This window comes from Shinella sp. OV683 (genome assembly GCF_057787725.1).
The window spans coordinates 4,068,337-4,088,788 of sequence record NZ_CM173543.1 but is presented as its reverse complement, the minus strand read 5'-3'; the positions used below and the strand labels follow the sequence as shown (position 1 = coordinate 4,088,788).

Below are 20,452 nucleotides of genomic sequence, written 5' to 3'. Positions count from 1 at the left end.
GGATTTTTGCTACAGATTATTCCTGGGGCCTCCGGGAAGGTGGCAGCCATAGAGAGTCGTTCAGGTCAGGTTGATGTACGACACCGGCCAAACCCCAAATGCTCCTCCACGGCCACCACCTCACACGGCAAACGCATATCTAGGGGCTGCCTTACGCCGCTTCTTGCGTCTCACGATAGAGCGCCGTTTCATTGAACGGGACGTAGCGACGGAAGCGGGCGCTCGTTGAGGCGTTCTCCTCGACGGTCCACCTAGCGGCCTTCTCGATATCCCTTACACGCAGGCGCGGGCTGACTTCCCCGACAGCCCAGACCTCAAGCGAACCGGCATAGCCATGTTCAACCAGATAGCGGCAGGCATCGTGAGAAGGCACGAAGGCCTTGGCGATGATGGTCTGGCCTTGGAAGGACACGGAATAAGGCTGCCCCCGATTGGTGGCCTTCAGGGGAGCGATGGTAATTTTGTGGGTAGTTCTATTGGTCATGGATGATCCTTCACGCCTTGCTGCCGAAAATTCAGCCACAAGCGCCTGCTGTTTTTGATGGTGATGTCAGGTAGTTGGGACTGAGGGACGACGGCTCAGGACTTGGTGCCGATCTTGAACAGGCCCCCGAGGCCGAACGGGCCAACCTTCTTCTTCGGCTTGGTGTCGGTGACAGTGATCGGCTTCTTCTTCGGCGCGACATAAGCCGAGGGGGAGTATTCAGCGGCAGTCATGTTGCGGCCCGTGCTCTTCGAGGTGACCGCCTCATAGGCGTTGCCGAGGGCACGTTTGACGCGGGGAATAGCAACCTTGCGGTCGGGCAGTGTCGTGGTGGTGCTGCTGACAGGAACGCTTCGTTCAGCGGCCCTCGCTGCGGCCATGTCGGCATTCGTTGCGGCAACACGATCACGCTGCGTAGTGGCGACCTCACTGGAAGGACGCTGGCCGGGAACGGGGACGTTCTTGGGGTTCTTGGCGTAGGACGTGGACGAGGCCTTGGCCTTCGTCTCTTCCTTCAGCTTGGTCGTGTAGAGCTTGCCTTGAAAGCTGAAGGTCTTCTTGCCAGCGGCGCGGGCTGCTCTGAAGGCTTTACCAAATTCGGTCATGGGTGTTCCTTTCGATGCTGGAGAGGTCAAGCTCCAGTCGGTCTGTTCTGTCGTTGGTGATGATGATGGATGTGGACTGTGGACCAGCTCTGATCAGACGAAAAACCCCAGCCACCTGTCATGAGGACAAGGACCGGGGTGATCGACGACTGAACAGAGAAGGAATGTCATCCACGAACATTCTCGATAGTCGAGCGCCAAGAAGGCCATGTTCGGGGGAGACGGTAGGGCAGCCCTATAGGTTATCGTTAAGGGGCTACCTTAAGGGGGATATGAAGGTGATACTGATGATGATTATCACCATCAATCCATCATAGAGATTTCTTCCTTCAGTGGTCTCCTTCAAAGGGGATTTTGAAGTCTCCCTGAAGTCCACCTCTATTCCCCTTTATCCTAAGGTGGGGGGTAATTCCTTGTTCTCCCTTAGGTGTGGGGTAATTCCTCGGGTCTTTACATAAGGGGGTGGTAATTCCAAACTTCTCTTTTCATAAGGGAGGGGTAATTCGTGGTTGTCTATTCAGGCGCACACACCCTATCCATTTTCTTGTCCAAGCACCAATGACGGTCCTTCCCACTCCCGCCCTCAAACCACCATTCGCGGCTATAGAAGAACTCGTGTCTGTTGGTCTCGATGTAGATATGGCTCGGTCCAACGGCTTCAATGAATAGCTTGAACCCCATGATGTTCATGTTCAGTCGCAATGATCGTCTCCCTATGGTGCTGACGTTCAGACAAACCTTCGGCGGTTGCCAGAACGGGTTCGTTTGGCATATTCTGAACACTGTAATGATTTCGTAACGGGATAACTGTTAGCGAAGCAGGACGATATCTGTCAACCATTTTCGTAACGAGGTTATGATTTGAACGCGATCCAAAGTAAGATGGCCCGTGCAGCACTGGGGCTGGGGGTGCGTGATCTAGCCGCCCTCGCTAAAACATCGCCCGACACGATTGCACGTCTTGAGAGAGGCGAGGAGCTGAAGGAACGGACCATCGACGCAATCCGCACCGCTCTTGAGGATGCAGGCGTGATCTTCATTGCGGAGAACGGCGAGGGGCCGGGGGTGCGACTTCGGAAGGACCATCAATCTCTCTGATCACCTTCCTGCCAAGGAGCGCGTTCAGGCCCTTCGATGGGGTCGATGTAGCGGAACACCGAGAAACGCGCCGTAGGGCCGATACGCGCACGAAGACAGACAGCACCTTCAAGCCCTTGAAGGCACTCGGCTGAATTTTCAGCTCAGTGCTCGCGGCGGGACCTTCGAGTTCCTTCGCCTTGGCCTCGGCGGCGAGACGCTGTTCGAACTGCTCAGCCCACGCACGGGCAGCGGTAGCGGGGTTCGAGAAGTCGGGCAGAGCGGTCACCTTCACCTGTTCTTCAAGTTCCATCCAGCGGCCCACGATGCGGGCGCGGAGTTCGACCGAGTAGCCTGAGACGAGGATGGTGGTCTCCCGCTTCGGCAAGAGGTACTCTGTTTGCTTGCGGTTCAGGGAGTCACGATAGATATGAGCAAATCTGCTCACATCGATTTCAAGCTGGTCGAGCATGCCTTCAATGTCTCGCGTCACATCAGGGTGGCGCTTACTGGTCAGCTGTGCGATCTCGCGGCTGGACATGGTGATCGTGGAGGAGGCGTTGAGGTTGGTCAGTGCGGCAAACCGGCAGGAACGGGGGAAGGGGCAGCCAAGGAGCGCGTTTTGGTGACGAACTGGGGTAACGCAGCCGGGGCCGAGAAAAGCGCTGTATGGTGGTTTTTGGGGCCACACCTTCAGTGTCGCTTCCATCTCATTGCACTGACGATGTAGTCGAGCTTGAAAAGCAACGCCTTCTTTTCGGTGAAGCTCCTCGGAGGTTTCCTCCAACGGAAGGCGCGTAGTGTTGGTCTGAGAGATTATTGACGGTGTCCTGCAATTGGCCGCGATTGACTCTTGTGAGCATCTGCGATTTCAGTTGCTAGTTGTATTGGGGGGAGAGGTTATGCGGGCTATGACTACAGCGGACTGGGCGCTTATGATTAGCATATGCTCAGCCTTTGTTTCGCTTGCTGGTTTTGTCTGGAATGTTTGGTCGAAATTCATCTATCCAAAGGCGAAACTGCGAGCACGTCTCGTTATCCGTCAGCGGGCCGGTAACGGAGAGATATCGCCGCCGTTCATCTCATTTGAAGCTTCTAATCACGGCCCGGGAAGCGTGGTCCTAATCAACGTGATAGGCCATGCGCGAAAGCACTTCCTAAGTCGCAGGGTGCAGATGATCTTCCTCACTACCAGCAACATCGATCACGCATTAAACCCTGCACCGGGCTTCGCGCAGGCGATGCCAAGAAAATTGGACGTTGGGGAGCAATTTAGTTGCTACTCTTCGTTACGTAACGAAGGGTTCCGAGACAACAAGATCTACGCCGTAGGGCTGGCCGACTCGTTCGGGCGTATTCATTGGGTGCCTCGCAAGGAAGTGAGGGAGGTCCGAAAGCATGTGCTTGAGGAATATGCTGATCGACCTCGTGGATAAGTAAAGAAACCCAGCCGCTTAGCCATATCAGTGCCGAGAAAGTGGCCTTCGTTGGCGGCGGTGCCGGGGCAACCGCCCTCGACTTTTCAGATAGCCTTGGTAATCTCGCGCAAATGGGGGGATCAAATGCGCATTGCAATCGTGATTTTCATGGGACTGTTGGTATCAGCCTGCAACAGTGCATCATCCGGCAAGTGGCATAAGGCCTCGTCGAGCGAGCAGTCACAGCTTCAGCGGGCGCAGGCCATTTGCAAAGGTCGTTCAGCTGAAACAGAGGTGGCGGCAGGTCGTCTTTGGATCATGGGAGCGATTGAGGCGGACAGCACGTTTAAAGCGTGTATGGCGGAACAAGGATACGTCCAATAACTTGATCCGCCTCTTTCTTTTCAGGCCTCGGCTCGGGGCAATGTAGGTTGCAGGGAGATGAACACTAGACGGACACCTCGCGGCTGCTTGCAACATCGATGGTGTTCTTGAGGGTGACGACAGGGGTGGACGAAGGGGTCTCCCGACAATCCGTGACACCCTGCTTAATTTTCAGCAGGGGTCTGTCCAAACTTGGAGACACCCTACCGCCCCCTCCTCTTCAGCCGCCCTTAATGGCAGACTTCAGGAGCGCCTCACCGAAGGCGTTCAGAGGGTGATCACTAATGCCAACCAAGAGGGGTTCAGTGCGGCTGAGACTTTGGCTATCCTTCGTCAGGTGGTCGAGGGCGAGGAGGACCCGCTTGCCGCTGACTCCGGTCCACCTAATGCCCCCTCGAATAGCTCCCCCTAAGCGCCACATAGACCAGCTTGATCGTCACATTGAAGGACAACAGGCGCTGGCTGAAGTGGTGTCTCGGCTCATTGACGACGCAGGGAAAGCAGGCTGGTCGCGACAGGAGGCACTTGCCGCCGTGATCGCCCTGGCTGAGAACATGGCGCTACAGGAGGCGGACATACGCGAACTTAATGGCCTGATAGGCTCGTATCTCACCCGACGCTAGACCAGCCTGAGTTTCGGCCTATGCCCCGCAAGTGGCTTGCTCAGGTCTACAGTCAAGAGTTCGTCGGTGGAACTCGTAGTTCCTCGACTTCACCCTCTTCGATGTCGGGCGCGGCGAGCGTGGCAAGCGCGGCAGTCGCCTGATCAATGCCCTGCCTAAGGGTCGAACTGATGCCCGAGCCGGTGTTTCGGTCGCGGCAGTTGGTGAAGACGTAATCAGTGAAGCCGCTCAGCTCGTTAACGGCATCCTTGATCTTGTCCGGTAGCTCATCCCGAAAGGTCACCTCGGAGGCCACCAGCTCGGGCATCAGGTCATAGTCGAAGTTGGCCGACTTGATGGTGTAGCCTCTCAGCAGCGCATTGGCTTGCTCATCGCCCTGATCGGCACGTTCCGTCACAAACCGCAACGCGGCCACGATTTCCCGTGTGCCGGTGTGAGCAAGGAACGCGTTTACAGGACCGGAGGCTCTACCGATGCCTGAATGAATAGACAGTCGCTGTAGGTGCGAATTGGCACCAACGGCTATTCTATTCCACCGTGAGACCGAAAGCCTTCTTCATCGCAATCGTGGTCACGATTAGCTTAGCTGGTGTACCACCGTAGGTCCGGTTTCCCACGCCACCGAGCGAGTGCCCAAGGATGATGTTCTGATCCAACTCGGGAACTCCTGCAATTAGAAGTCTGTCCTTCAAGTTGTGTCTAAGAGAATGCACTACCAGCCGGGGATTATCGGTGATATCACGAACACGCTTCATCAGCATCTGAGAGACGTTTGTAGGCCCATTCTCGTTGCCGTATTGACTGAACAGCATGAACCCTTTCCCCGCGACTGTGAGGGCTTCCTTAGCCGCAGTCAGAGCGTCACCGACGAGCGGCACATACCGTTTCGAAGCGGTCGTCTTGATCCGCCTGTCTTCGTGCCACGTCACACGAACGTTTGGGGTGTCCCCATCAATAGTCACGTCTTCGACGCGGAGGCCTGAGACCTCAGCGACCCGGCATCCTGTGCCTTCCAGCAGTCGCCAGATAAGCTGCAGTTCCGGGATGGCATGGCTGAAGACATTGGCCCTGACCCTTCCAAGCATATCATCCGGGAACGGGTCACGCTTGTCAGCTTCGCTATCTTCATCAAGCCCGTCGATGTCCAGCTTCCTGAAGGGGTTGTTGCAGCCTCCTAGCTCGAACTCTGTGATCGCATGAGTGATGATTGCCTTCACGATGTTCAGCTCACGCTTGACCGAAGCAGGGGACAAACTCGGAAGCTCCAGCATGAAGTCGCGAACCTTCCTCGCGTCCTCGCGTGTGATCTTGTCAATCTGAGGTGTCTTCCCTAAGGCCTTCTTAAGGCGCGCAACGACGCGCTTCACCCGCTGGGTCTTCTTCTTCACCTCCAAGGCTCCGCCTGTAACCTTGTCCTTGAGGTAAACCTTGACGGCATCGTCAAGCGACGGTGTGGGCTTTGCGGGAGCCTTGGCCGTAAGTGCCCTGATAAGGAAGGCGTCGGCCTTGTCGGTGATGATCGGGTTCCCCGTGTGGGCGTCCTCAGGGTACCTGGAGGCAATCCCCTCAGCGATAACGCCCCGCTGGAATGCCTCGTGGTCGTTAGAGGCGACAGAGGATGGATCATCGACACCCATCTCTTTCAAGCGCGCAATGAGAAGCTCATAACGTTCTCGCTCGGACAACTCGCTGAAGGGGCGCTTCGTTTGGTCGGCCTTCAGCGCCTTGCGGGCAAGTTCAAGCTCTTTCTCAAAGCCGTCATGAATGCGGGGGTACGCCTTGAGGGCTTCGCCTCGCGACTCACCCAGAGCAGCAATGAGTTCACCCTTGCCTGTATACGGCTTGAGTTCAGCGGGCACTCTACGACGATACCGATATTGATCACGGTCTTTCGTCGGCTCTTGGACGTACTTCAACACTAGCCCCATAAATGTACCTTCCTATGTACCGATCTGTGTACCGGTCGAAAGGCTAACATCCTGAGAACATTGATAATGTTCAGCATTATAAGTGGGAATGGTGCCCAGAAGAGGACTCGAACCTCCACTCCCTTTCGGGAACCAGCACCTGAAGCTGGCGCGTCTACCAATTCCGCCATCTGGGCAGCGAGGGTGCATGTAAGTGGGTCGCCGTTTCCTGTCAACAGGCTTTTTGAAAAATCGGAGTGAAAAGCTGGGGATCGTCATATGAGCGTCGCGAAGCGAATGCCCGAGCGCCACGGAACCTTGACGTCCTTGGTCTGCTTAACAGAATGAACGGAGTAATGTCGGAAACGGCGATACAGAAGTCACTGCAAGATCAAGAGCAAGCAGGCCTTCATTTTGCCCAAAAAGCAAGAAATTGCTGACACCGATGAGTTCAGCCAAGCATCTCGACAATTTTTAAGTTGCAGAAAGTCGGATGGATGTGGTTACTCCAATGAATAAGAACAAAAGATAATACGTCTAGCGCAAGGGACACCGTCGGGCGAAAGCCCTGGATAACTTGAGAGGATTAGAAGAATGTCGAGAATTCGCAGCTACATCATGGCCGGTGCGCTTGCATTTGCCACTGTTGTACCGGTTACGATGGCGGAAGCTGGCCCGATGGCGCCTGCACCGATCAAGATAGAGAAAAGCTCGGATGTCACCCAGGTTCGCTGCGGTCGCTGGGGTTGCCGTGGTCGCTACTATGGTCGTGGTCGCTATTGGGGGCCGCGCTATGGGCGCTACTGGGGCCCGCGCTATCGCTATTGGGGTCCACGCCGTGTCTGGGTCGCCCCGGTCATCATCGCGCCGCGCGTGGTCGTCCGTCGTGGCTACAATGCCCACGTCAATTGGTGCCTGAACCGCTACGGCTCATACAATCCGCGCACCAACACGTTCCTGTCCTATGACGGCTATTACAAGCGTTGTGTCTCGCCGTACTGATCGGCAGGACGATTCCAGGATCATCAAGGGCAGGCTGCATCCGCAGCCTGCTTTTTTGTTGTCAGGGTTCGGACGAACCGCGATCGGTGTGGCCGAGATCGCGGTCGGGCTCGATGATGTCGCGCACCCGCTGCTTCAGCTCCTTGGGGCCGGGAAAGCCGCCATCGCGCTTTCGCTCCCAGATGAGTTCGCCATCGACGCGAATCTCGAAATTGCCGCCGGTGCCGGGCAGCAACGCCACCTCGCCAAGCGTCTGGCCGAATGTCTGCAGCAGCTCTTGCGCCATCCAGCCGGCGCGCAGCAGCCAGTTGCACTGGGTGCAATAAAGAATGGTGATGCGGGGTTTTGTCTCAGGGATTTTTTCGCTCATGTGGCCAATTATCACTCTGCTTCGATCTTGCAAAGGGCGCTGGCCGCGCCGACATGCGCCATGACCGCTTTTGGAGAACCTGATGATTGTTGACGCTGCGTCGCGTGCCCTCGGTGAAATCTTTTCTCCGTCCATTCGCTCGGTGTTCTGGAAAGTGCTTGGGCTGACGCTGCTGGCGCTCGCGGCCCTGTGGCTTGCCGTGCGCGAAGCATTCTTTGCCTGGGTGATGCCTTGGATCTCGGGCTACATTCCCGACCTGCCGGATTGGGCGGGATGGCTGACCGTGGTGGCGATGTTGCTTTCGGCGGTCGGTCTTGCCGCGGCGCTCGCCATGCTGATTGCACCGGTCAGCGCTGTGGTCGCAGGGTTCTTCCTCGACGATGCCGCCGATATTATCGAAAAGACCGATTATCCCGGGGACGTACCAGGCACTGCGCTGCCGCTCGGCCAGTCCCTGATGTCGAGCCTGCGATTCTTCCTGGTGGTGATAGCAGCCAATCTCGTCGCGCTGCTGTTCCTGCTGGTGCCGGGCGTCAACCTGGTCATCTTCTTCGTCGTCAACGGCTACCTGCTCGGCCGTGAATATTTCGAGTTCGCCGCCAGCCGCCATCTGGGTGTTCAAGGCGCCCGAGCCTATCGTCGCGCCAATCAAGGCAAGGTGACATTGGCCGGGCTGCTGATCGCGCTCTTCCTGTTCGTGCCCATTCTCAACCTGCTGACGCCGCTGTTTGCCGCCGTGACTATGATCCATCTGTTCAAGGGACTGCGGAACAGGGAACTGGGCGTTAGAACACCTGCGCGGGCAACTCCTTGAGCTCTGCCGGCATTTCAGCAGTTTTTTCCGGCGATTTGCAGATATCGGCAATCACGCAATGCTCGCATTCCGGACGCCGCGCCTTGCAGGTATAGCGCCCGTGCAGGATCAGCCAGTGATGGGCGTGGTAGAGATAATGCGGCGGAATGATCTCGAGGAAATGATCCTCGACCTCGTCGGTCGTCTTGCCTGGCGCGATCTTTAGCCGGTTGCCGATGCGGAAGATATGCGTGTCAACTGCCAGCGCCGCGATGCCGAAGGCCATCGACATCACGACATTGGCGGTCTTGCGGCCGACGCCGGGCAGCGTCACGAGCTCCTCGCGGGTTCGAGGCACTTCGCCGCCGAAATCGGTGATCAGCTTCTGTGAGAGCGCGATGACGTTCTTGGCCTTGTTGCGATAAAGGCCAATCGTCTTGATGTAGTCGCGAACGGTGTCTTCCCCGAGTTCGAGCATCTTCTCCGGCGTGTCGGCGATGGCAAACAGCGGCCGCGTCGCCTTGTTGACCCCGACATCTGTCGCCTGGGCCGAAAGCGCCACCGCCACCAGCAGCGTATAGGGATTGGTGTGGAAAAGCTCGCCCTTGGGCTCCGGCCGTTGCACCGAGAATCGCCGGAAGATCTCCTCGATCTCCTCAGTGGAGTAGGGACAGCGGAAGGATGGTTTCCGGCGGGGGCTTTTTGTCGCTGCAGGCTTGGCGGCGGAAATATTGCGCTTTGTCATGATTGTCCTATAGTTCGTGGCATGACGATAGGGAACGATCACGATGCGATCAACAGCCGGCCCGTTTTCACGGCGGAGCTGAAACCTTATCGTTCGCTTGGTCGCACAGGCTTTCGCGTGCTGATGGCGCTGACCTTCGTTTTCTGCTTCTTCAATGCCATCTTCTTCGTGATAACCGGCGCGCTGCCGGTGGCGATGTTCTTCGGTGCGGATTTCGTGCTGCTCTATGGTGCCTTCTGGCTGAGTTACCGGTCGGCCAGGGCCCGCGAGGAGATCACTCTGTCGCGAACGGAGCTGCAGATCCGCAAGGTGTCGCCGGCCGGCCGCGTCCGCCAGAGCCGCTACAATCCGTTCTGGACGCGCTTCGATGTCGCCCGTCACGAGGAATTCGGCATCACCGGGATGGCCGTCGTGGGCGAGGGGCATCGCACGCAGCTCGGCATGTTCCTTGGCAGGGAAGAACGAGAGAGTTTTGCTAGCGCATTTACGTCGGCGCTCGCCACCGTCAGGCGACGGCTGTGATACTTCGTCGGCAGGACACCGGGTCGGCAGGAATCGGGTGGCGGCCCCACGTCTTTCATGCGACTCTCCCTGACAATCAAGGATCAGACGTATGACCATTTCACTCAATCATGCAAAAGACATCACACCTGCCGGCGAAGACTACGCCGTCGTCTCGGGCGTCATCGAGCTGTTGACCGAAGACTACCAGAACCAGCCCTCGCTCGACCGCATCGCCGGCGAGATGGGCCGCGACCCGCTCGAGCTGCAAAAGACGTTCACGCGCTGGGCCGGCCTGTCGCCCAAGGCGTTCCTGCAGGCGGTGACGCTCGATCACGCCAAGCGGCTGCTGGGCGAGGAGCGGCTGCCGCTGCTCGAAACCTCGCTCGAACTTGGGCTATCCGGACCCGGCCGCCTGCACGATCTTTTCGTGACGCATGAGGCGATGTCGCCCGGCGAATGGAAGGAGAAGGGCAGGGGCTTGGCGATCCGCTACGGATTCCACGATTCGCCGTTTGGTCGGTCGCTGCTGATGGTCACCGAGCGCGGCCTGTGCGGCCTTGCCTTCTCGGATGAGGCCAAGGGCGGTGATACCTTTGCGCTCCAGGACATGACCCAGCGCTGGCCCGAGGCGGTCTATACGCGCGATGACGAGGCGGTTCGACCTCTTGCCGACCGCATCTTCGATCCGGAACGCTGGAATGCCAATGAGCCGCTGAGGGTCGTGCTGATCGGCACCGATTTCCAGATCAGGGTCTGGGAGCAGTTGTTGGAAATCCCAGTCGGTAAGCTCTGCTCTTACTCGGACATCGCCCGCAAGATCGAGGCACCAAAGGCCTCGCGCGCCGTTGGTGCTGCGGTCGGCCGCAACCCGGTGTCCTTTGTGGTGCCCTGCCACCGCGCCATCGGCAAGTCCGGCGCGCTCACGGGCTATCACTGGGGCCTGACCCGCAAGCGGGCCATGCTGGGCTGGGAAGCGGCGAAGGCTTAGGCCGACAAACCGTCTTAACCAAGCGCTCTTATCGTGGTTGCAGCGCGCTTCGTCCTAAACTAACGATGGTGCCATGAAGGCAGCGCGGGACGGAGCATGTTCGAACATCCCTATTCTTCTCTCGAAAAAATGAGTTTCGGGAAGCTTCCAACTCCACCGTTGTTTTCTCATCCTTTAAGTCAAATCGGCTATTGGCTTGCCGGAGCCTATTTGATTATTGCGATGCTATCGCAGATGTTTTTCGTTTTCTTTTTGATTTTCATGTGCTTCAGCATGCCTGACTTGTTTTTCTATAGCCGCGGTAGTTACGGACCGCCACTGGCTTTGAGCGCTGCGGTGGTACTTATTCTTCTGGGTATCAGCATCCGCGCTGGCCAATCCCTTTACGGGTGCCTCAAGAAACGCACTGACGTGTCGCCTGCCTGTGGGGAGGAAAATCGAGATGTCGGGCGATAGCAACCGTCTATTCAGAAAGGCGGGTTTGCACCCGCAATTCTGACTTTTCCTCAATGAGCGCCCGACATATCGCCGAGCACTTCCTTCGACTTGACCGTGGAATCCGCATTCAGCTTGTAGACCATCGGCACGCCGGTCGCGAGGTTGAGCGCGAGGATCTGCTCCTTGGAGAGCTTGTCGAGCACCATCACCAGCGAGCGCAGCGAGTTGCCGTGGGCAGCCACCAGGACATTCTTGCCCGACAGCACCTGCGGCAGGATATCGGTGAGGTAGTAGGGCCAGACGCGGGCACCGGTGTCGCGCAAGCTCTCGCCGCCCGGCGGTGGGATGTCGTAGGAGCGGCGCCAGATATGCACCTGCTCCTCGCCCCACTTGGCGCGGGCATCGTCCTTGTTCAGACCTGAAAGATCGCCGTAGTCGCGCTCGTTGAGCGCCTGGTCGCGGATCGTCTTGAGTTCCTGCTGGCCGACGCAATCGAGGATGATCTTCAGCGTATTCTGCGCGCGGACCAGTACCGACGTATAGGCGATATCGAACTTGATGCCGTAATCCTTCAGCGCCTCGCCGCCGGTCTTGGCTTCGGTGATGCCGAGTTCGGTGAGGTCAGGGTCTTTCCAGCCCGTGAACAGGTTCTTGAGATTCCATTCACTCTGGCCATGACGAACCAGCACCAACGTTCCGCTCATATTGCATCTCCTGATATAAGATCAAAGTGTCAATCGTTCAGCCCGAGCACGTCGAGCATGCTGTAAAAGCCGGGCTTCTTGTCGAATGCCCAGCGGGCGGCCGTCAGCGCCCCCTTGGCAAACAGCGACCGGTCCATGGCCCGGTGCGAAAGCGTGATCATTTCCTCGTCGCTGGCGAAGGTCACCGAATGATCGCCGATCACACCGCCGCCACGCAGGGTGGCAAAGCCGATCGAGCCCGGCTCACGTGCGCCAGTATGGCCGTCGCGCACCTTGACCGCATTGGCCAACAGGTCGATCGCACGTCCCTTGGCGGCTTCGTTGCCGAGCAGCAAAGCTGTGCCCGACGGCGCATCGACTTTTTTGTTGTGGTGCATTTCCAGCACCTCGATATCCCAGTTCGCAGCGTCAAGCGCCGCCGCTGCTTGGCGCACCAGCACGCTGAGCAAATTGACGCCCAGGCTCATATTGCCGGACATGACGATGCGCGCATGCCGGCCGGCGGCCTTGATCTTTTCGACATCCTCGGGCGAGCAGCCGGTCGTGCCGATGATATGGACGATGCGGGCCTGCGCGGCAAGCGCCGCAAACTGGATCGTCGAAGCCGGCGACGTGAAATCGATCACCGCATCGGCCTTGACGAAGGCCTCGAGCGGATCTGACGTGATCGGCACGCCGATGGGACCGATGCCGCAGATCTCGCCGGCATCCTTGCCGATGGTCGGCGAGCCCTCGCGTTCGATCGCAGCATGGATGGACATGCCGGGCGCGGCGTGGATAGCTTTCAACAGTGTCTGGCCCATGCGACCGGCGGCTCCGGCCACCACAACCATCTTCATATCACTATCCGTCATTGTCCCGCTCCCATCGAGGAGATGTCGTCTTTTTTGATCTGCAACCGGTTTAGGCGAGCGTAGAGTCCGCCTTCTTCCTGTGCAAGCATTTCGTGGGTGCCTTCCTCGGCGATCAGACCGTCCTCGATGACGATGATCTTGTCGGCCTCGGCGATGGTCGACAGCCTATGTGCGATCACAACAACGGTGCGGCCCTTCATGGCATTGGCGAATGCCTTCTGCACGGCCGCCTCGGATTCCGTATCCAGTGCAGAGGTTGCCTCGTCGAGCAGCAGGATCGGCGCATTGCGCACCAGCGCACGCGCGATCGACAGCCGTTGCTTCTGGCCGCCGGAGAGATTGGCGCCGTTTTCGCCGACCGGCGTGTCGTAGCCCATCGGCAGGCTGAGGATGAAATCATGGGCATAGGCGAGCCGCGCCGCGTCCTCGATCTCACCGTCAGTCGCCTCCGGGCGGCCGTAGCGGATGTTGTCGCGGACGCTACCCTCGAACAGCAGCGGCGCCTGCGAGACATAGGCAAGCTTTTCTCGCAAGGACTGCTTGGTGACGAAATGCAGATCCTGGCCATCGACCAGCACTTCGCCTTCGTTGGGATCGTAGAAGCGCGGGATCAGACTGATGATCGTCGACTTTCCGGCGCCGGATGGCCCCGCGATCGCCGTCGTGTCGCCGCCCTCGGCGATAAAGCTGACGCCCTTGAGGATCGGCTCGGTGCCATAGCCGAAATGTACGTTGCGGAATTCGATCTTGCCTTCGGTGACTTCTAACGGCTTTGCGTCGGACGCCTCGCGCATCGGGATCGGCGTGTCGAGGATGTCATAGATCATCTTCGCGTTCACATAGGCGCGTTCCATCTGCACCTGCAGCTTGGTCAGGCGCCGTGCCGGATCGTATGCGAGCAGCATGGAGGCGATGAAGGCGATGAATGCACCCGGCAACTGGCCGTTATAGATCGACTGATAGGCGGCATAGCCGACGACGATGGCGATGGTCGCGCCGGCGAAAGTCTCGGTCAAGGGCGCCGTGCGCTCCGAAAGCCGGGCGATACGGTTGGCGCGCTTTTCCGCCATGTCGATCAGGCCTTCGACACGGCTACGCAACTGGCTCTCCATGGTGAAGGCCTTGACGATCGGCAGTCCCAGGATGGTTTCCTGCATCGCGCCGCTGACATGGGCGTTGAACTCGACGGATTCCCGTGACGCGACGCGCAACTTCTTGGCCATGGCGCGCATGGCGAGCAACAAAGGTGGCGCGGCCACCAGGACGATCAGCGACAGGAGCGGATCCTTGGAAAACATCACCCCGACCAGCGCCACAAATGTCAATGCGTCGCGGGCAAGCGAGGTGATCGTCAGGTTCAGCGTATCGCGAATGCCGTTGACGTTCTGTGAGATCGTGGCAGTGATGCGTGCCGAGCGGGCCTCGGAGAAGTAGCCGAGATTAAGCGCCATCAGATGGTTGAACAGCCGCTTCTGGTAACGAGCGACAATCGAATTGCCGATCTTGGTCAGTGCCACCGCCTGCCCGTAGGAGGCAAGCCCCTTGAGCGTGAAGGCAAAGAAGATTGCCAGGCAGATGATCCATACGAGGTCGGCGCGCTTGTTGGAGAAGGTCTCGTTGATAACCGATTCCATGATCCAGGCGGTAAAGGCCGTCGAGGCCGCGACCACAACGAGGCAGGCAATGGCGAATGCATAGCCCTTCGCGTGTTCACGCGCGTTTTCCATGAAGACGCGCTTGATCACGGGAAAGATCGCGGTGCGATCGATTTCCAGCTTTTTCGGGCGGGGTGCGCTCAATTGATGTCTCTCGTTATCACCTGATATGGCCTCTTAGCCGCCGGCGGTGCGCTTGAACAGTTATTTCCGCCAGCGACGGCCGTCTGTCGCCACGCCAAAACGGGTTGGCGTCCGGGCATAGGTCGAAAGCCCGGCCAGTGCTGCCAGCGGATGCGTCATTACATAGGTCGGAATCGTCGACATCAAAGCCGTATGCGGCGCTTTATCCTCGAAAGCCGCACGGAATTCGGGGCGTTTGAGCGCCGGCAGGATTTTTTGCGGGATGCCACCTGCGAGATAGACGCCGCCGCGCGCCATGAAGATGCAGGCCATGTCGCCCGCAATACGTCCAAGATAGGTGGCGAATAGCGACACCGCTTCGGCTGCTTGCGCATCCTCGCCGGACAATCCCTTGGTGGATACATCAGCGGGATCCGTAAATACCGATCCGACCCTGTCAGTGATGCAGATGGCGTTGTAAAGATTGACGAGCCCGCGCCCGCATAGGATCTGTTCGGCCGAAACCCGGCCTTCGATCCGCTCGATATGCTCGAAGATCTCGAGGTCGCGATCGCTGCGCGGCCCGAGGTCGACATGGCCGCCTTCGCCGGGAACCGGAATCCACGCATGCAGCGCATGCACCAGGCCGGCGACACCGAGGCCTGTACCTGGGCCGAGAACCACCTTGGAATGACCTTCTAGCTGCGTGCCGCGGCCAAGTTGGATCTGGTGCTCTTCCGACAGGGAAGCGACGGCGAGTGCCTGTGCTTCAAAGTCATTGACGACGGTAACGTCATCGAAACCGAGATTGGCGAGCATGTTATTGGGCCGGACTACCCAGGGGCAGTTTGTCAGCGGAATCTCATCGCCGTTGATGGGGCCGGCGATCGCAAGAATCGCCGAACGCGGCTGCCATGAGGTTTGGTCTAGCACGACCTTCTGGATGGCATCGTCGATCGTCGGATAGTTGGCGGTACGGACGATCGGAAATTCCTTCGGCTCGGCAAAGGCGTCGGTAATCAGCGAAAAGCGGGCATTGGTGCCGCCGATATCGCCGATCAGGATCGGAAAGGGAAAGTGATTGTCTTTGTCTGCCATGGGAGAGTCCTGCCCGGGTATCTTTTATCGTTATGGCTCGAACCGGCCGATGACCATTTCGGCCGTAGCGCGATTGAGTGCCATGGGAATATCATAGACCGTTGCCAGCCGCATCAGCGCCTTGACATCGACATCGTGCGGCATCGCCGTTAGTGGATCGGTGAAGAAAATCAGCATCTTGACCGTGCCCTCGGCGATCATCGCACCGATCTGCTGGTCGCCACCCAGCGGACCGCTTTTCATGCGCCGCACGGCAAGCGAAGGGCAGGCCTCGATGATCCGGCCGCCGGTCGTGCCTGTGGCGACGATATCGAATTGCGACAGCGCAACTTCGTGATTGCGCGCGAAATCGGCGAGGTCGTCCTTTTTCTGGTCATGCGCAATCAGCGCGATCGTTTCCCGCTCGGCCAAGACTTGCCCCACCTTTCAGCAGTCGCATTAGATAGATCGGCTATAGCGGATTTTTCCAACGGATCAAAGCAATTCAATCGATTTGAAATTGCGATCGCGACGCCCGGTCGTGTCCCCGCAAAAAGACCAAAATGCGAGGCGAATTTTGATTGTGAATCCGTTATGTTCGCCGCCAAATCATCCCGGAATGCCCAAGCGAGGATTACCCATGACTGCTCTCGACACCGCTCTTGCCAAGGCCGATGCCAATCTCGACTCCAGCCTGGAGAAGATGTTTGCGCTTTGCCGCATCAAGTCGATCTCGACCGACCCGGCCTACAAGGAAGAGTGCAAGCGTGCTGCCACCTGGCTCAGCGATTATCTCATCAGCCTCGGCTTTACATCGTCGGTACGGCCCACACCCGGCCACCCGATGGTGGTTGCCCATCACGACGGCGCCAGTGCCGATGCCCCGCATGTGCTGTTTTACGGCCATTATGATGTCCAGCCGGTCGATCCGATCAATCTCTGGGAAACCGATCCGTTCGAGCCGGGCATCAAGGAGGGCGCAAACGGTCGCAAGATCATTACCGGCCGTGGCACCTCCGACGACAAGGGCCAGTTGCTGACCTTCGTCGAGGCCTGCCGTGCCTACAAGGAAACCCATGGCGCGCTGCCGGTGAAGGTTTCCATCCTGTTCGAGGGCGAGGAAGAATCCGGATCGCCGTCGCTCAAGCCGTTTCTCGAAGCCAATGCCGCAGAACTCAAGGCGGATTTTGCGCTGGTTTGCGATACCAATATGTGGGACGCCCAAACACCGGCGATCTCGGCAGGTCTGCGTGGCCTCGTCGGCGAGGAAATCAAGATCAAGGCCGCCGACCGCGACCTGCATTCCGGCTATTTCGGTGGTGCCGCAGCCAACCCGATCCATATCCTGGTGAAAATCCTCGACGGCCTGCACGACGAAAACGGTGCCGTGACGCTGCCGGGTTTCTACGACGGCGTCGAGGAAACACCTGAACACATCAAGAAGTCCTGGGAAACGCTCGGCCTGACGACGGAACAGTTCCTTGGCGAAGTCGGTCTTTCCATCACGTCGGGTGAGAAGGGTCGTGGCGCTCTCGAACTCACCTGGGCGCGGCCGACAGCTGAGGTCAACGGCATCGTCGGTGGCTATACCGGCGACGGCTTCAAGACCGTGATTGCAGCCGAGGCATCGGCCAAGATCTCGTTCCGACTGGTGGGCAAACAGGATCCGGACAAGATTCGCGCTGCCTTCCGCGCCTATGTCGAGTCGAAAATTCCAGTGGATTGCTCGGTTGAGTTCCTCAAGCATGGCGGCTCGCCGGCAATCCAGCTGCCGTATGATTCGGCACTGCTCAACAAGGCCAAGGACGCTTTGTCGGCGGAATGGCCGAAGCCGGCCGTCATGATCGGCATGGGCGGCTCGATCCCGATTGTCGGTGATTTCCAGAAGATGCTGGGCATGGAGTCGCTGCTCGCGGGCTTCGGCCTGTCGGATGATCGCATCCATTCGCCGAACGAGAAATACGAGCTGAACTCCTATCACAAGGGCATCCGCTCGTGGATCCGCATCATGGCGGCCTTGGCTGAATAAGGGCCACAAATAAGGCGCCTCCCGGGAGGAGGGAGGCGTCTTGGATTTTCAGATGCTGTTGCGGTCAGCGCATCCGCGGATAGCCGGGATCGACAACCCATCGACGACCAAAAGGTTGCGCAACTTCACGGTTTTTTGAACGGATGCGCGTCCTGTTGCAGGCAAACGAGCTGTGGCAAACCGACAGCACCAACCGTGAAATTTTGCCCTGCGGTAAGCGATTGAAGAAATTAAGCATTCGTAAACCTAATCTTCATTCCCCGTTAATTCGCCACATTTAGAGTCCATCGGGTCCAATATTCCAGAGGTGGGCAAAAGGCGGAAAATAGAGGCGTATGGCGGGAAAATCGAAGTCGGGCAAAAGGATCGAACCTTCTTTTGAAGGGGGAAAGCGGGCGCGTGATGGCGACCTGCGTGCTGATCCGCGCGACAGGGTAAGCCGTACTGCGTCCAAGTCCAGCCGCTCGACCAAAGCCCCTGCCAAGCCGCGTTCATCGCGCCGTTCACGCGGTTCCGGTGGTGGCATCATCGGTTTCATGCGCCGGGCGATCTATTGGGTTCTCGTGCTGGGCCTGTGGGGCGCGATCGGCGTTGCCGGCATCGTTCTCTATTACGGTTCACGCATGCCGAGCGCCGAAAGCTGGGCGATGCCCGATCGGCCACCGAACATCAAGATCGTTGACGTCAACGGCCAACTGCTCGCCAACCGCGGCTCGACGGGTGGCGAGGCGGTGCCGCTCGATGCCATGTCGCCCTACATTCCGCAGGCGGTGATGGCGATCGAGGACCGTCGCTTCTATTCACATTTCGGCGTCGACCCCATCGGCCTGGCGCGCGCCATGACCCGCAACGCCATGTCCGGGCGGATGGTGCAGGGCGGCTCGACCATCACCCAGCAGCTTGCAAAGAACATGTTCCTGACGCCCGACCGGACGCTCGAGCGCAAAGTCCAGGAAGTGCTGCTCGCCTTCTGGCTGGAGAGCAAATACTCCAAGGACCAGATCCTGGCGATGTATCTGAACCGGGTGTTCTTCGGCTCCAACTCTTATGGCGTCGAAGCGGCCTCCCGCCGCTACTTCAATAAATCGGCGCGTGACGTGACGCTCACCGAAGCCGCGATCCTTGCCGGCCTGCTGAAGGCACCATCGGCGCTGTCGCCCGCCAAGAACCCGGAAGGGGCGATGGAGCGCGCCAAGCTCGTGCTCGCCGCCATGGAAGAACAGGGCTACATCAGCCCCGACGAATTGACCGCCGCCGTGGACCAGAAGGCACAGAAGGCCAAAAGCTACTGGTCAGGCGCCGAGCACTACGCCGCTGACATGGTCATGGACGAATTGCCGGGCCTGATCGGCGACGTCAAGGAAGATATCATCGTCGACACCACCATTGACCGGACACTGGAAAAAGCGGGCGAGAAGGCGATCCAGTCGGCGCTCAACAAGGACGGCAAGCGCCTCAACGTCTCGCAGGCGGCGCTGGTTTCGATCGACGGCACGGGTGCCATCCGCGCGGTTGTCGGCGGCCGCGAATATGCCCAGAGCCAGTTCAACCGCGCCTTCAAGGCCAAGCGGCAGCCGGGTTCGGCCTTCAAGCCGTTCGTCTATGCCACAGCCCTGGAGCAGGGCCTCACCCCCGGCTCGATCCGCAACGACGCGCCGGTGCGCATCGGCAAATGGACGCCGGAGAACTACGACAACAAATATCGCGGCCCGGTGACCCTCGCCAATGCGCTCGCCAACTCGCTCAACACCATTGCCGCTCAGTTGGTGATGGAGGCCGGTCCGCAGAATGTCTCCAAGCTCGCCCACCGCATGGGCATTGATTCGGAGCTGCAGGAAAATGCCTCGATCGCGCTTGGCACGTCGGAAGTGTCTCTGGTCGAGCTGACCTCCGCCTATGCGCCCTTCATGAATGGCGGCTTCAAGGCAACGCCGCATATCATCAAGCGCATCACCACCGTCTCCGGCAAGGTGCTCTATGAGAATACCTACGACACGCCGCCCAAGGTGATCTCCGAAAAGATCGCCGCCGAGATGAACCAGATGCTGTCGGGCGTCATCACCCATGGCACCGGCAAGAAAGCCAAGCTGCCAGGCTGGCAGGCCGCCGGCAAGTCTGGCACGACACAGTCGTTCCGCGACGCCCTGTTCGTGGGCTATACGGCCAATCTCACCACCGGCGTCTGGTTCGGCAATGACGACGGCACCTCGATGAAGAAGGTCACGGGCGGTGGTTTGCCGGCCCAGACCTGGAGCGAGTTCATGATCGCGGCTCATAAGGGCCTGGCGCCTGCGCCGCTCTTCGGCCTTGGCGGCGTCCAGCCGCAGCCTGACATGGTGTCAACCGATCCGCAGGCCACGACGTCGGACCAGGGCGACGGCAATCTGTTTGATATGATCAGTCATGCTCTCGGCGGCAGCGACAAGCCCAAGCCTGCCGTCCGCAGGGATGACAGCGCGGCCGGCAGGAATACGACGGTTAAGAAGAACGCTGGAGCCGAACAGGCAGAGCTGCCGACGGCCGAAATCGAGGACGTATTGCGCAAATCACAAGGCGATCAGGACCCCGCTCTCGTACCGCCGATGGATGTCGGCCAGACAGGTTCGACAGTCCAGCGAAAGAAGGCAAACTCCACGCTTCTTGATGTCATTATGCAGCAATAGGTGTAGACC

The 20,452-nt window shown here is 58.8% G+C and carries 22 protein-coding genes and 1 tRNA gene; 10 read left to right on the top strand and 13 right to left on the bottom strand.

All coding sequences use genetic code 11. The features are described from left to right. Window positions 1-151: 151 nt before the first annotated feature. Complete coding sequence (locus ACXHRN_RS19825) at window positions 152-484, bottom strand: hypothetical protein (protein WP_488638019.1); 333 nt, start codon at window positions 482-484, stop codon at window positions 152-154. A gap of 95 nt (window positions 485-579) precedes the next feature. Further along, complete coding sequence (locus tag ACXHRN_RS19820; RefSeq protein WP_488638018.1) at window positions 580-1,089, bottom strand: hypothetical protein; 510 nt, start codon at window positions 1,087-1,089, stop codon at window positions 580-582. Between the two features lie 882 nt (window positions 1,090-1,971). On the opposite strand from ACXHRN_RS19820, the gene ACXHRN_RS19815 reads away from it, so the two are divergent. Beyond that, window positions 1,972-2,187: a helix-turn-helix domain-containing protein gene (locus ACXHRN_RS19815; RefSeq protein WP_488641957.1), complete on the top strand. Its 216-nt coding sequence runs from the start codon at window positions 1,972-1,974 to the stop codon at window positions 2,185-2,187. On the opposite strand, the gene ACXHRN_RS19810 is transcribed toward ACXHRN_RS19815, so the two are convergent. Continuing rightward, window positions 2,126-2,875, bottom strand: a complete 750-nt coding sequence (locus ACXHRN_RS19810) for a Rha family transcriptional regulator (protein ID WP_488638017.1) — start codon at window positions 2,873-2,875, stop codon at window positions 2,126-2,128. The two genes, ACXHRN_RS19815 and ACXHRN_RS19810, sit on opposite strands and share 62 nt — an antisense overlap. A gap of 193 nt (window positions 2,876-3,068) precedes the next feature. On the opposite strand from ACXHRN_RS19810, the gene ACXHRN_RS19805 reads away from it, so the two are divergent. Both ACXHRN_RS19805 and ACXHRN_RS19800 read left to right on the top strand, forming a co-directional pair. After that, the gene (locus ACXHRN_RS19805) at window positions 3,069-3,602 is read left to right on the top strand and encodes a hypothetical protein (protein WP_488638016.1); all 534 of its coding nucleotides are present in this window, start codon (window positions 3,069-3,071) and stop codon (window positions 3,600-3,602) included. A 126-nt stretch (window positions 3,603-3,728) separates the two neighbouring features. After that, on the top strand, window positions 3,729-3,968 hold the full coding sequence (locus tag ACXHRN_RS19800; protein ID WP_488638015.1) for a hypothetical protein: 240 nt from the start codon (window positions 3,729-3,731) through the stop codon (window positions 3,966-3,968). Window positions 3,969-4,643: 675 nt separating this feature from the next. On the opposite strand, the gene ACXHRN_RS19795 is transcribed toward ACXHRN_RS19800, so the two are convergent. The 3 genes from ACXHRN_RS19795 to ACXHRN_RS19785 all read right to left on the bottom strand — a co-directional run bounded on the left by ACXHRN_RS19795 (window position 4,644) and on the right by ACXHRN_RS19785 (window position 6,695). After that, window positions 4,644-5,006, bottom strand: a complete 363-nt coding sequence (locus ACXHRN_RS19795; RefSeq protein WP_488638014.1) for a hypothetical protein — start codon at window positions 5,004-5,006, stop codon at window positions 4,644-4,646. A gap of 112 nt (window positions 5,007-5,118) precedes the next feature. Continuing rightward, complete coding sequence (locus tag ACXHRN_RS19790) at window positions 5,119-6,519, bottom strand: site-specific integrase (RefSeq protein WP_488638013.1); 1,401 nt, start codon at window positions 6,517-6,519, stop codon at window positions 5,119-5,121. 89 nt (window positions 6,520-6,608) lie between these two features. Next, window positions 6,609-6,695: transfer RNA gene (locus ACXHRN_RS19785), tRNA-Leu, on the bottom strand. Between the two features lie 397 nt (window positions 6,696-7,092). Between ACXHRN_RS19785 and ACXHRN_RS19780 the strand changes: the two genes are divergently transcribed. Next, a complete protein-coding gene (locus ACXHRN_RS19780) occupies window positions 7,093-7,500 on the top strand; it encodes a BA14K family protein (protein ID WP_488638012.1) in 408 nt (135 codons plus the stop codon). A gap of 61 nt (window positions 7,501-7,561) precedes the next feature. Here the strand turns inward: ACXHRN_RS19780 and ACXHRN_RS19775 are convergent, their stop codons facing one another. Continuing rightward, entirely contained in the window at window positions 7,562-7,870 is a 309-nt protein-coding gene (locus tag ACXHRN_RS19775) for an Rdx family protein (RefSeq protein WP_488638011.1), read from the bottom strand. An 82-nt stretch (window positions 7,871-7,952) separates the two neighbouring features. Here ACXHRN_RS19775 and ACXHRN_RS19770 point away from each other — a divergent pair, with 82 nt between their 5' ends. Beyond that, window positions 7,953-8,684 (top strand): sulfate transporter family protein, encoded by a 732-nt coding sequence (locus tag ACXHRN_RS19770; RefSeq protein ID WP_488638010.1) that lies wholly within the window; start codon window positions 7,953-7,955, stop codon window positions 8,682-8,684. Here ACXHRN_RS19770 and nth read toward each other — a convergent pair. Then, the gene (nth, locus tag ACXHRN_RS19765) at window positions 8,656-9,408 is read right to left on the bottom strand and encodes an endonuclease III (protein WP_488638009.1); all 753 of its coding nucleotides are present in this window, start codon (window positions 9,406-9,408) and stop codon (window positions 8,656-8,658) included. The genes ACXHRN_RS19770 and nth overlap by 29 nt on opposite strands. Window positions 9,409-9,429: 21 nt before the next feature. Here nth and ACXHRN_RS19760 point away from each other — a divergent pair, with 21 nt between their 5' ends. The 3 genes from ACXHRN_RS19760 to ACXHRN_RS19750 all read left to right on the top strand — a co-directional run bounded on the left by ACXHRN_RS19760 (window position 9,430) and on the right by ACXHRN_RS19750 (window position 11,356). After that, window positions 9,430-9,930, top strand: coding sequence for a DUF2244 domain-containing protein (locus tag ACXHRN_RS19760; protein WP_488638008.1), 501 nt, complete (start codon window positions 9,430-9,432; stop codon window positions 9,928-9,930). A gap of 91 nt (window positions 9,931-10,021) precedes the next feature. Then, a complete protein-coding gene (locus tag ACXHRN_RS19755; protein WP_488638007.1) occupies window positions 10,022-10,900 on the top strand; it encodes a methylated-DNA--[protein]-cysteine S-methyltransferase in 879 nt (292 codons plus the stop codon). A 96-nt stretch (window positions 10,901-10,996) separates the two neighbouring features. Further along, complete coding sequence (locus tag ACXHRN_RS19750; RefSeq protein ID WP_488638006.1) at window positions 10,997-11,356, top strand: hypothetical protein; 360 nt, start codon at window positions 10,997-10,999, stop codon at window positions 11,354-11,356. A gap of 50 nt (window positions 11,357-11,406) precedes the next feature. Here ACXHRN_RS19750 and ACXHRN_RS19745 read toward each other — a convergent pair whose 3' ends face one another. The 5 genes from ACXHRN_RS19745 to ACXHRN_RS19725 form a co-directional block, all read right to left on the bottom strand. Continuing rightward, window positions 11,407-12,042: a 2,3-bisphosphoglycerate-dependent phosphoglycerate mutase gene (locus ACXHRN_RS19745; RefSeq protein ID WP_488638005.1), complete on the bottom strand. Its 636-nt coding sequence runs from the start codon at window positions 12,040-12,042 to the stop codon at window positions 11,407-11,409. Between the two features lie 29 nt (window positions 12,043-12,071). After that, the gene (gene dapB, locus ACXHRN_RS19740) at window positions 12,072-12,896 is read right to left on the bottom strand and encodes a 4-hydroxy-tetrahydrodipicolinate reductase (RefSeq protein ID WP_488638004.1); all 825 of its coding nucleotides are present in this window, start codon (window positions 12,894-12,896) and stop codon (window positions 12,072-12,074) included. Next, window positions 12,893-14,623, bottom strand: a complete 1,731-nt coding sequence (locus ACXHRN_RS19735) for an ABC transporter ATP-binding protein (RefSeq protein ID WP_488641956.1) — start codon at window positions 14,621-14,623, stop codon at window positions 12,893-12,895. Before ACXHRN_RS19735 ends, dapB begins: the two co-directional genes overlap by 4 nt. 132 nt (window positions 14,624-14,755) lie before the next feature. After that, on the bottom strand, window positions 14,756-15,772 hold the full coding sequence (locus ACXHRN_RS19730; protein WP_488638003.1) for a glucokinase: 1,017 nt from the start codon (window positions 15,770-15,772) through the stop codon (window positions 14,756-14,758). Between the two features lie 30 nt (window positions 15,773-15,802). Further along, window positions 15,803-16,183 carry a methylglyoxal synthase gene (locus ACXHRN_RS19725; protein WP_488638002.1) on the bottom strand — a complete coding sequence of 127 codons (381 nt, stop codon included), beginning with the start codon at window positions 16,181-16,183 and terminating at the stop codon, window positions 15,803-15,805. Between the two features lie 208 nt (window positions 16,184-16,391). On the opposite strand from ACXHRN_RS19725, the gene ACXHRN_RS19720 reads away from it, so the two are divergent. Beyond that, window positions 16,392-17,780 carry a M20/M25/M40 family metallo-hydrolase gene (locus ACXHRN_RS19720; protein ID WP_488638001.1) on the top strand — a complete coding sequence of 463 codons (1,389 nt, stop codon included), beginning with the start codon at window positions 16,392-16,394 and terminating at the stop codon, window positions 17,778-17,780. A 335-nt stretch (window positions 17,781-18,115) separates the two neighbouring features. Continuing rightward, window positions 18,116-20,443, top strand: coding sequence for a transglycosylase domain-containing protein (locus ACXHRN_RS19715; RefSeq protein ID WP_488638000.1), 2,328 nt, complete (start codon window positions 18,116-18,118; stop codon window positions 20,441-20,443). Window positions 20,444-20,452 lie beyond the last annotated feature (9 nt).

Excerpts from the sequence above, each read along its gene's own strand:
- ACXHRN_RS19825 (WP_488638019.1), bottom strand. The coding sequence starts at position 484 with ATGACCAATAGAACTACCCACAAAATTACCATCGCTCCCCTGAAGGCC.
- ACXHRN_RS19820 (WP_488638018.1), bottom strand. The coding sequence starts at position 1,089 with ATGACCGAATTTGGTAAAGCCTTCAGAGCAGCCCGCGCCGCTGGCAAG.
- ACXHRN_RS19815 (WP_488641957.1), top strand. The coding sequence starts at position 1,972 with ATGGCCCGTGCAGCACTGGGGCTGGGGGTGCGTGATCTAGCCGCCCTC.
- ACXHRN_RS19810 (WP_488638017.1), bottom strand. The coding sequence starts at position 2,875 with ATGGAAGCGACACTGAAGGTGTGGCCCCAAAAACCACCATACAGCGCT.
- ACXHRN_RS19805 (WP_488638016.1), top strand. The coding sequence starts at position 3,069 with ATGCGGGCTATGACTACAGCGGACTGGGCGCTTATGATTAGCATATGC.
- ACXHRN_RS19800 (WP_488638015.1), top strand. The coding sequence starts at position 3,729 with ATGCGCATTGCAATCGTGATTTTCATGGGACTGTTGGTATCAGCCTGC.
- ACXHRN_RS19790 (WP_488638013.1), bottom strand. The coding sequence starts at position 6,519 with ATGGGGCTAGTGTTGAAGTACGTCCAAGAGCCGACGAAAGACCGTGAT.
- ACXHRN_RS19780 (WP_488638012.1), top strand. The coding sequence starts at position 7,093 with ATGTCGAGAATTCGCAGCTACATCATGGCCGGTGCGCTTGCATTTGCC.
- ACXHRN_RS19775 (WP_488638011.1), bottom strand. The coding sequence starts at position 7,870 with ATGAGCGAAAAAATCCCTGAGACAAAACCCCGCATCACCATTCTTTAT.
- ACXHRN_RS19770 (WP_488638010.1), top strand. The coding sequence starts at position 7,953 with ATGATTGTTGACGCTGCGTCGCGTGCCCTCGGTGAAATCTTTTCTCCG.
- nth (WP_488638009.1), bottom strand. The coding sequence starts at position 9,408 with ATGACAAAGCGCAATATTTCCGCCGCCAAGCCTGCAGCGACAAAAAGC.
- ACXHRN_RS19760 (WP_488638008.1), top strand. The coding sequence starts at position 9,430 with ATGACGATAGGGAACGATCACGATGCGATCAACAGCCGGCCCGTTTTC.
- ACXHRN_RS19755 (WP_488638007.1), top strand. The coding sequence starts at position 10,022 with ATGACCATTTCACTCAATCATGCAAAAGACATCACACCTGCCGGCGAA.
- ACXHRN_RS19750 (WP_488638006.1), top strand. The coding sequence starts at position 10,997 with ATGTTCGAACATCCCTATTCTTCTCTCGAAAAAATGAGTTTCGGGAAG.
- ACXHRN_RS19745 (WP_488638005.1), bottom strand. The coding sequence starts at position 12,042 with ATGAGCGGAACGTTGGTGCTGGTTCGTCATGGCCAGAGTGAATGGAAT.
- dapB (WP_488638004.1), bottom strand. The coding sequence starts at position 12,896 with ATGACGGATAGTGATATGAAGATGGTTGTGGTGGCCGGAGCCGCCGGT.
- ACXHRN_RS19735 (WP_488641956.1), bottom strand. The coding sequence starts at position 14,623 with ATGGAAAACGCGCGTGAACACGCGAAGGGCTATGCATTCGCCATTGCC.
- ACXHRN_RS19730 (WP_488638003.1), bottom strand. The coding sequence starts at position 15,772 with ATGGCAGACAAAGACAATCACTTTCCCTTTCCGATCCTGATCGGCGAT.
- ACXHRN_RS19720 (WP_488638001.1), top strand. The coding sequence starts at position 16,392 with ATGACTGCTCTCGACACCGCTCTTGCCAAGGCCGATGCCAATCTCGAC.
- ACXHRN_RS19715 (WP_488638000.1), top strand. The coding sequence starts at position 18,116 with ATGGCGGGAAAATCGAAGTCGGGCAAAAGGATCGAACCTTCTTTTGAA.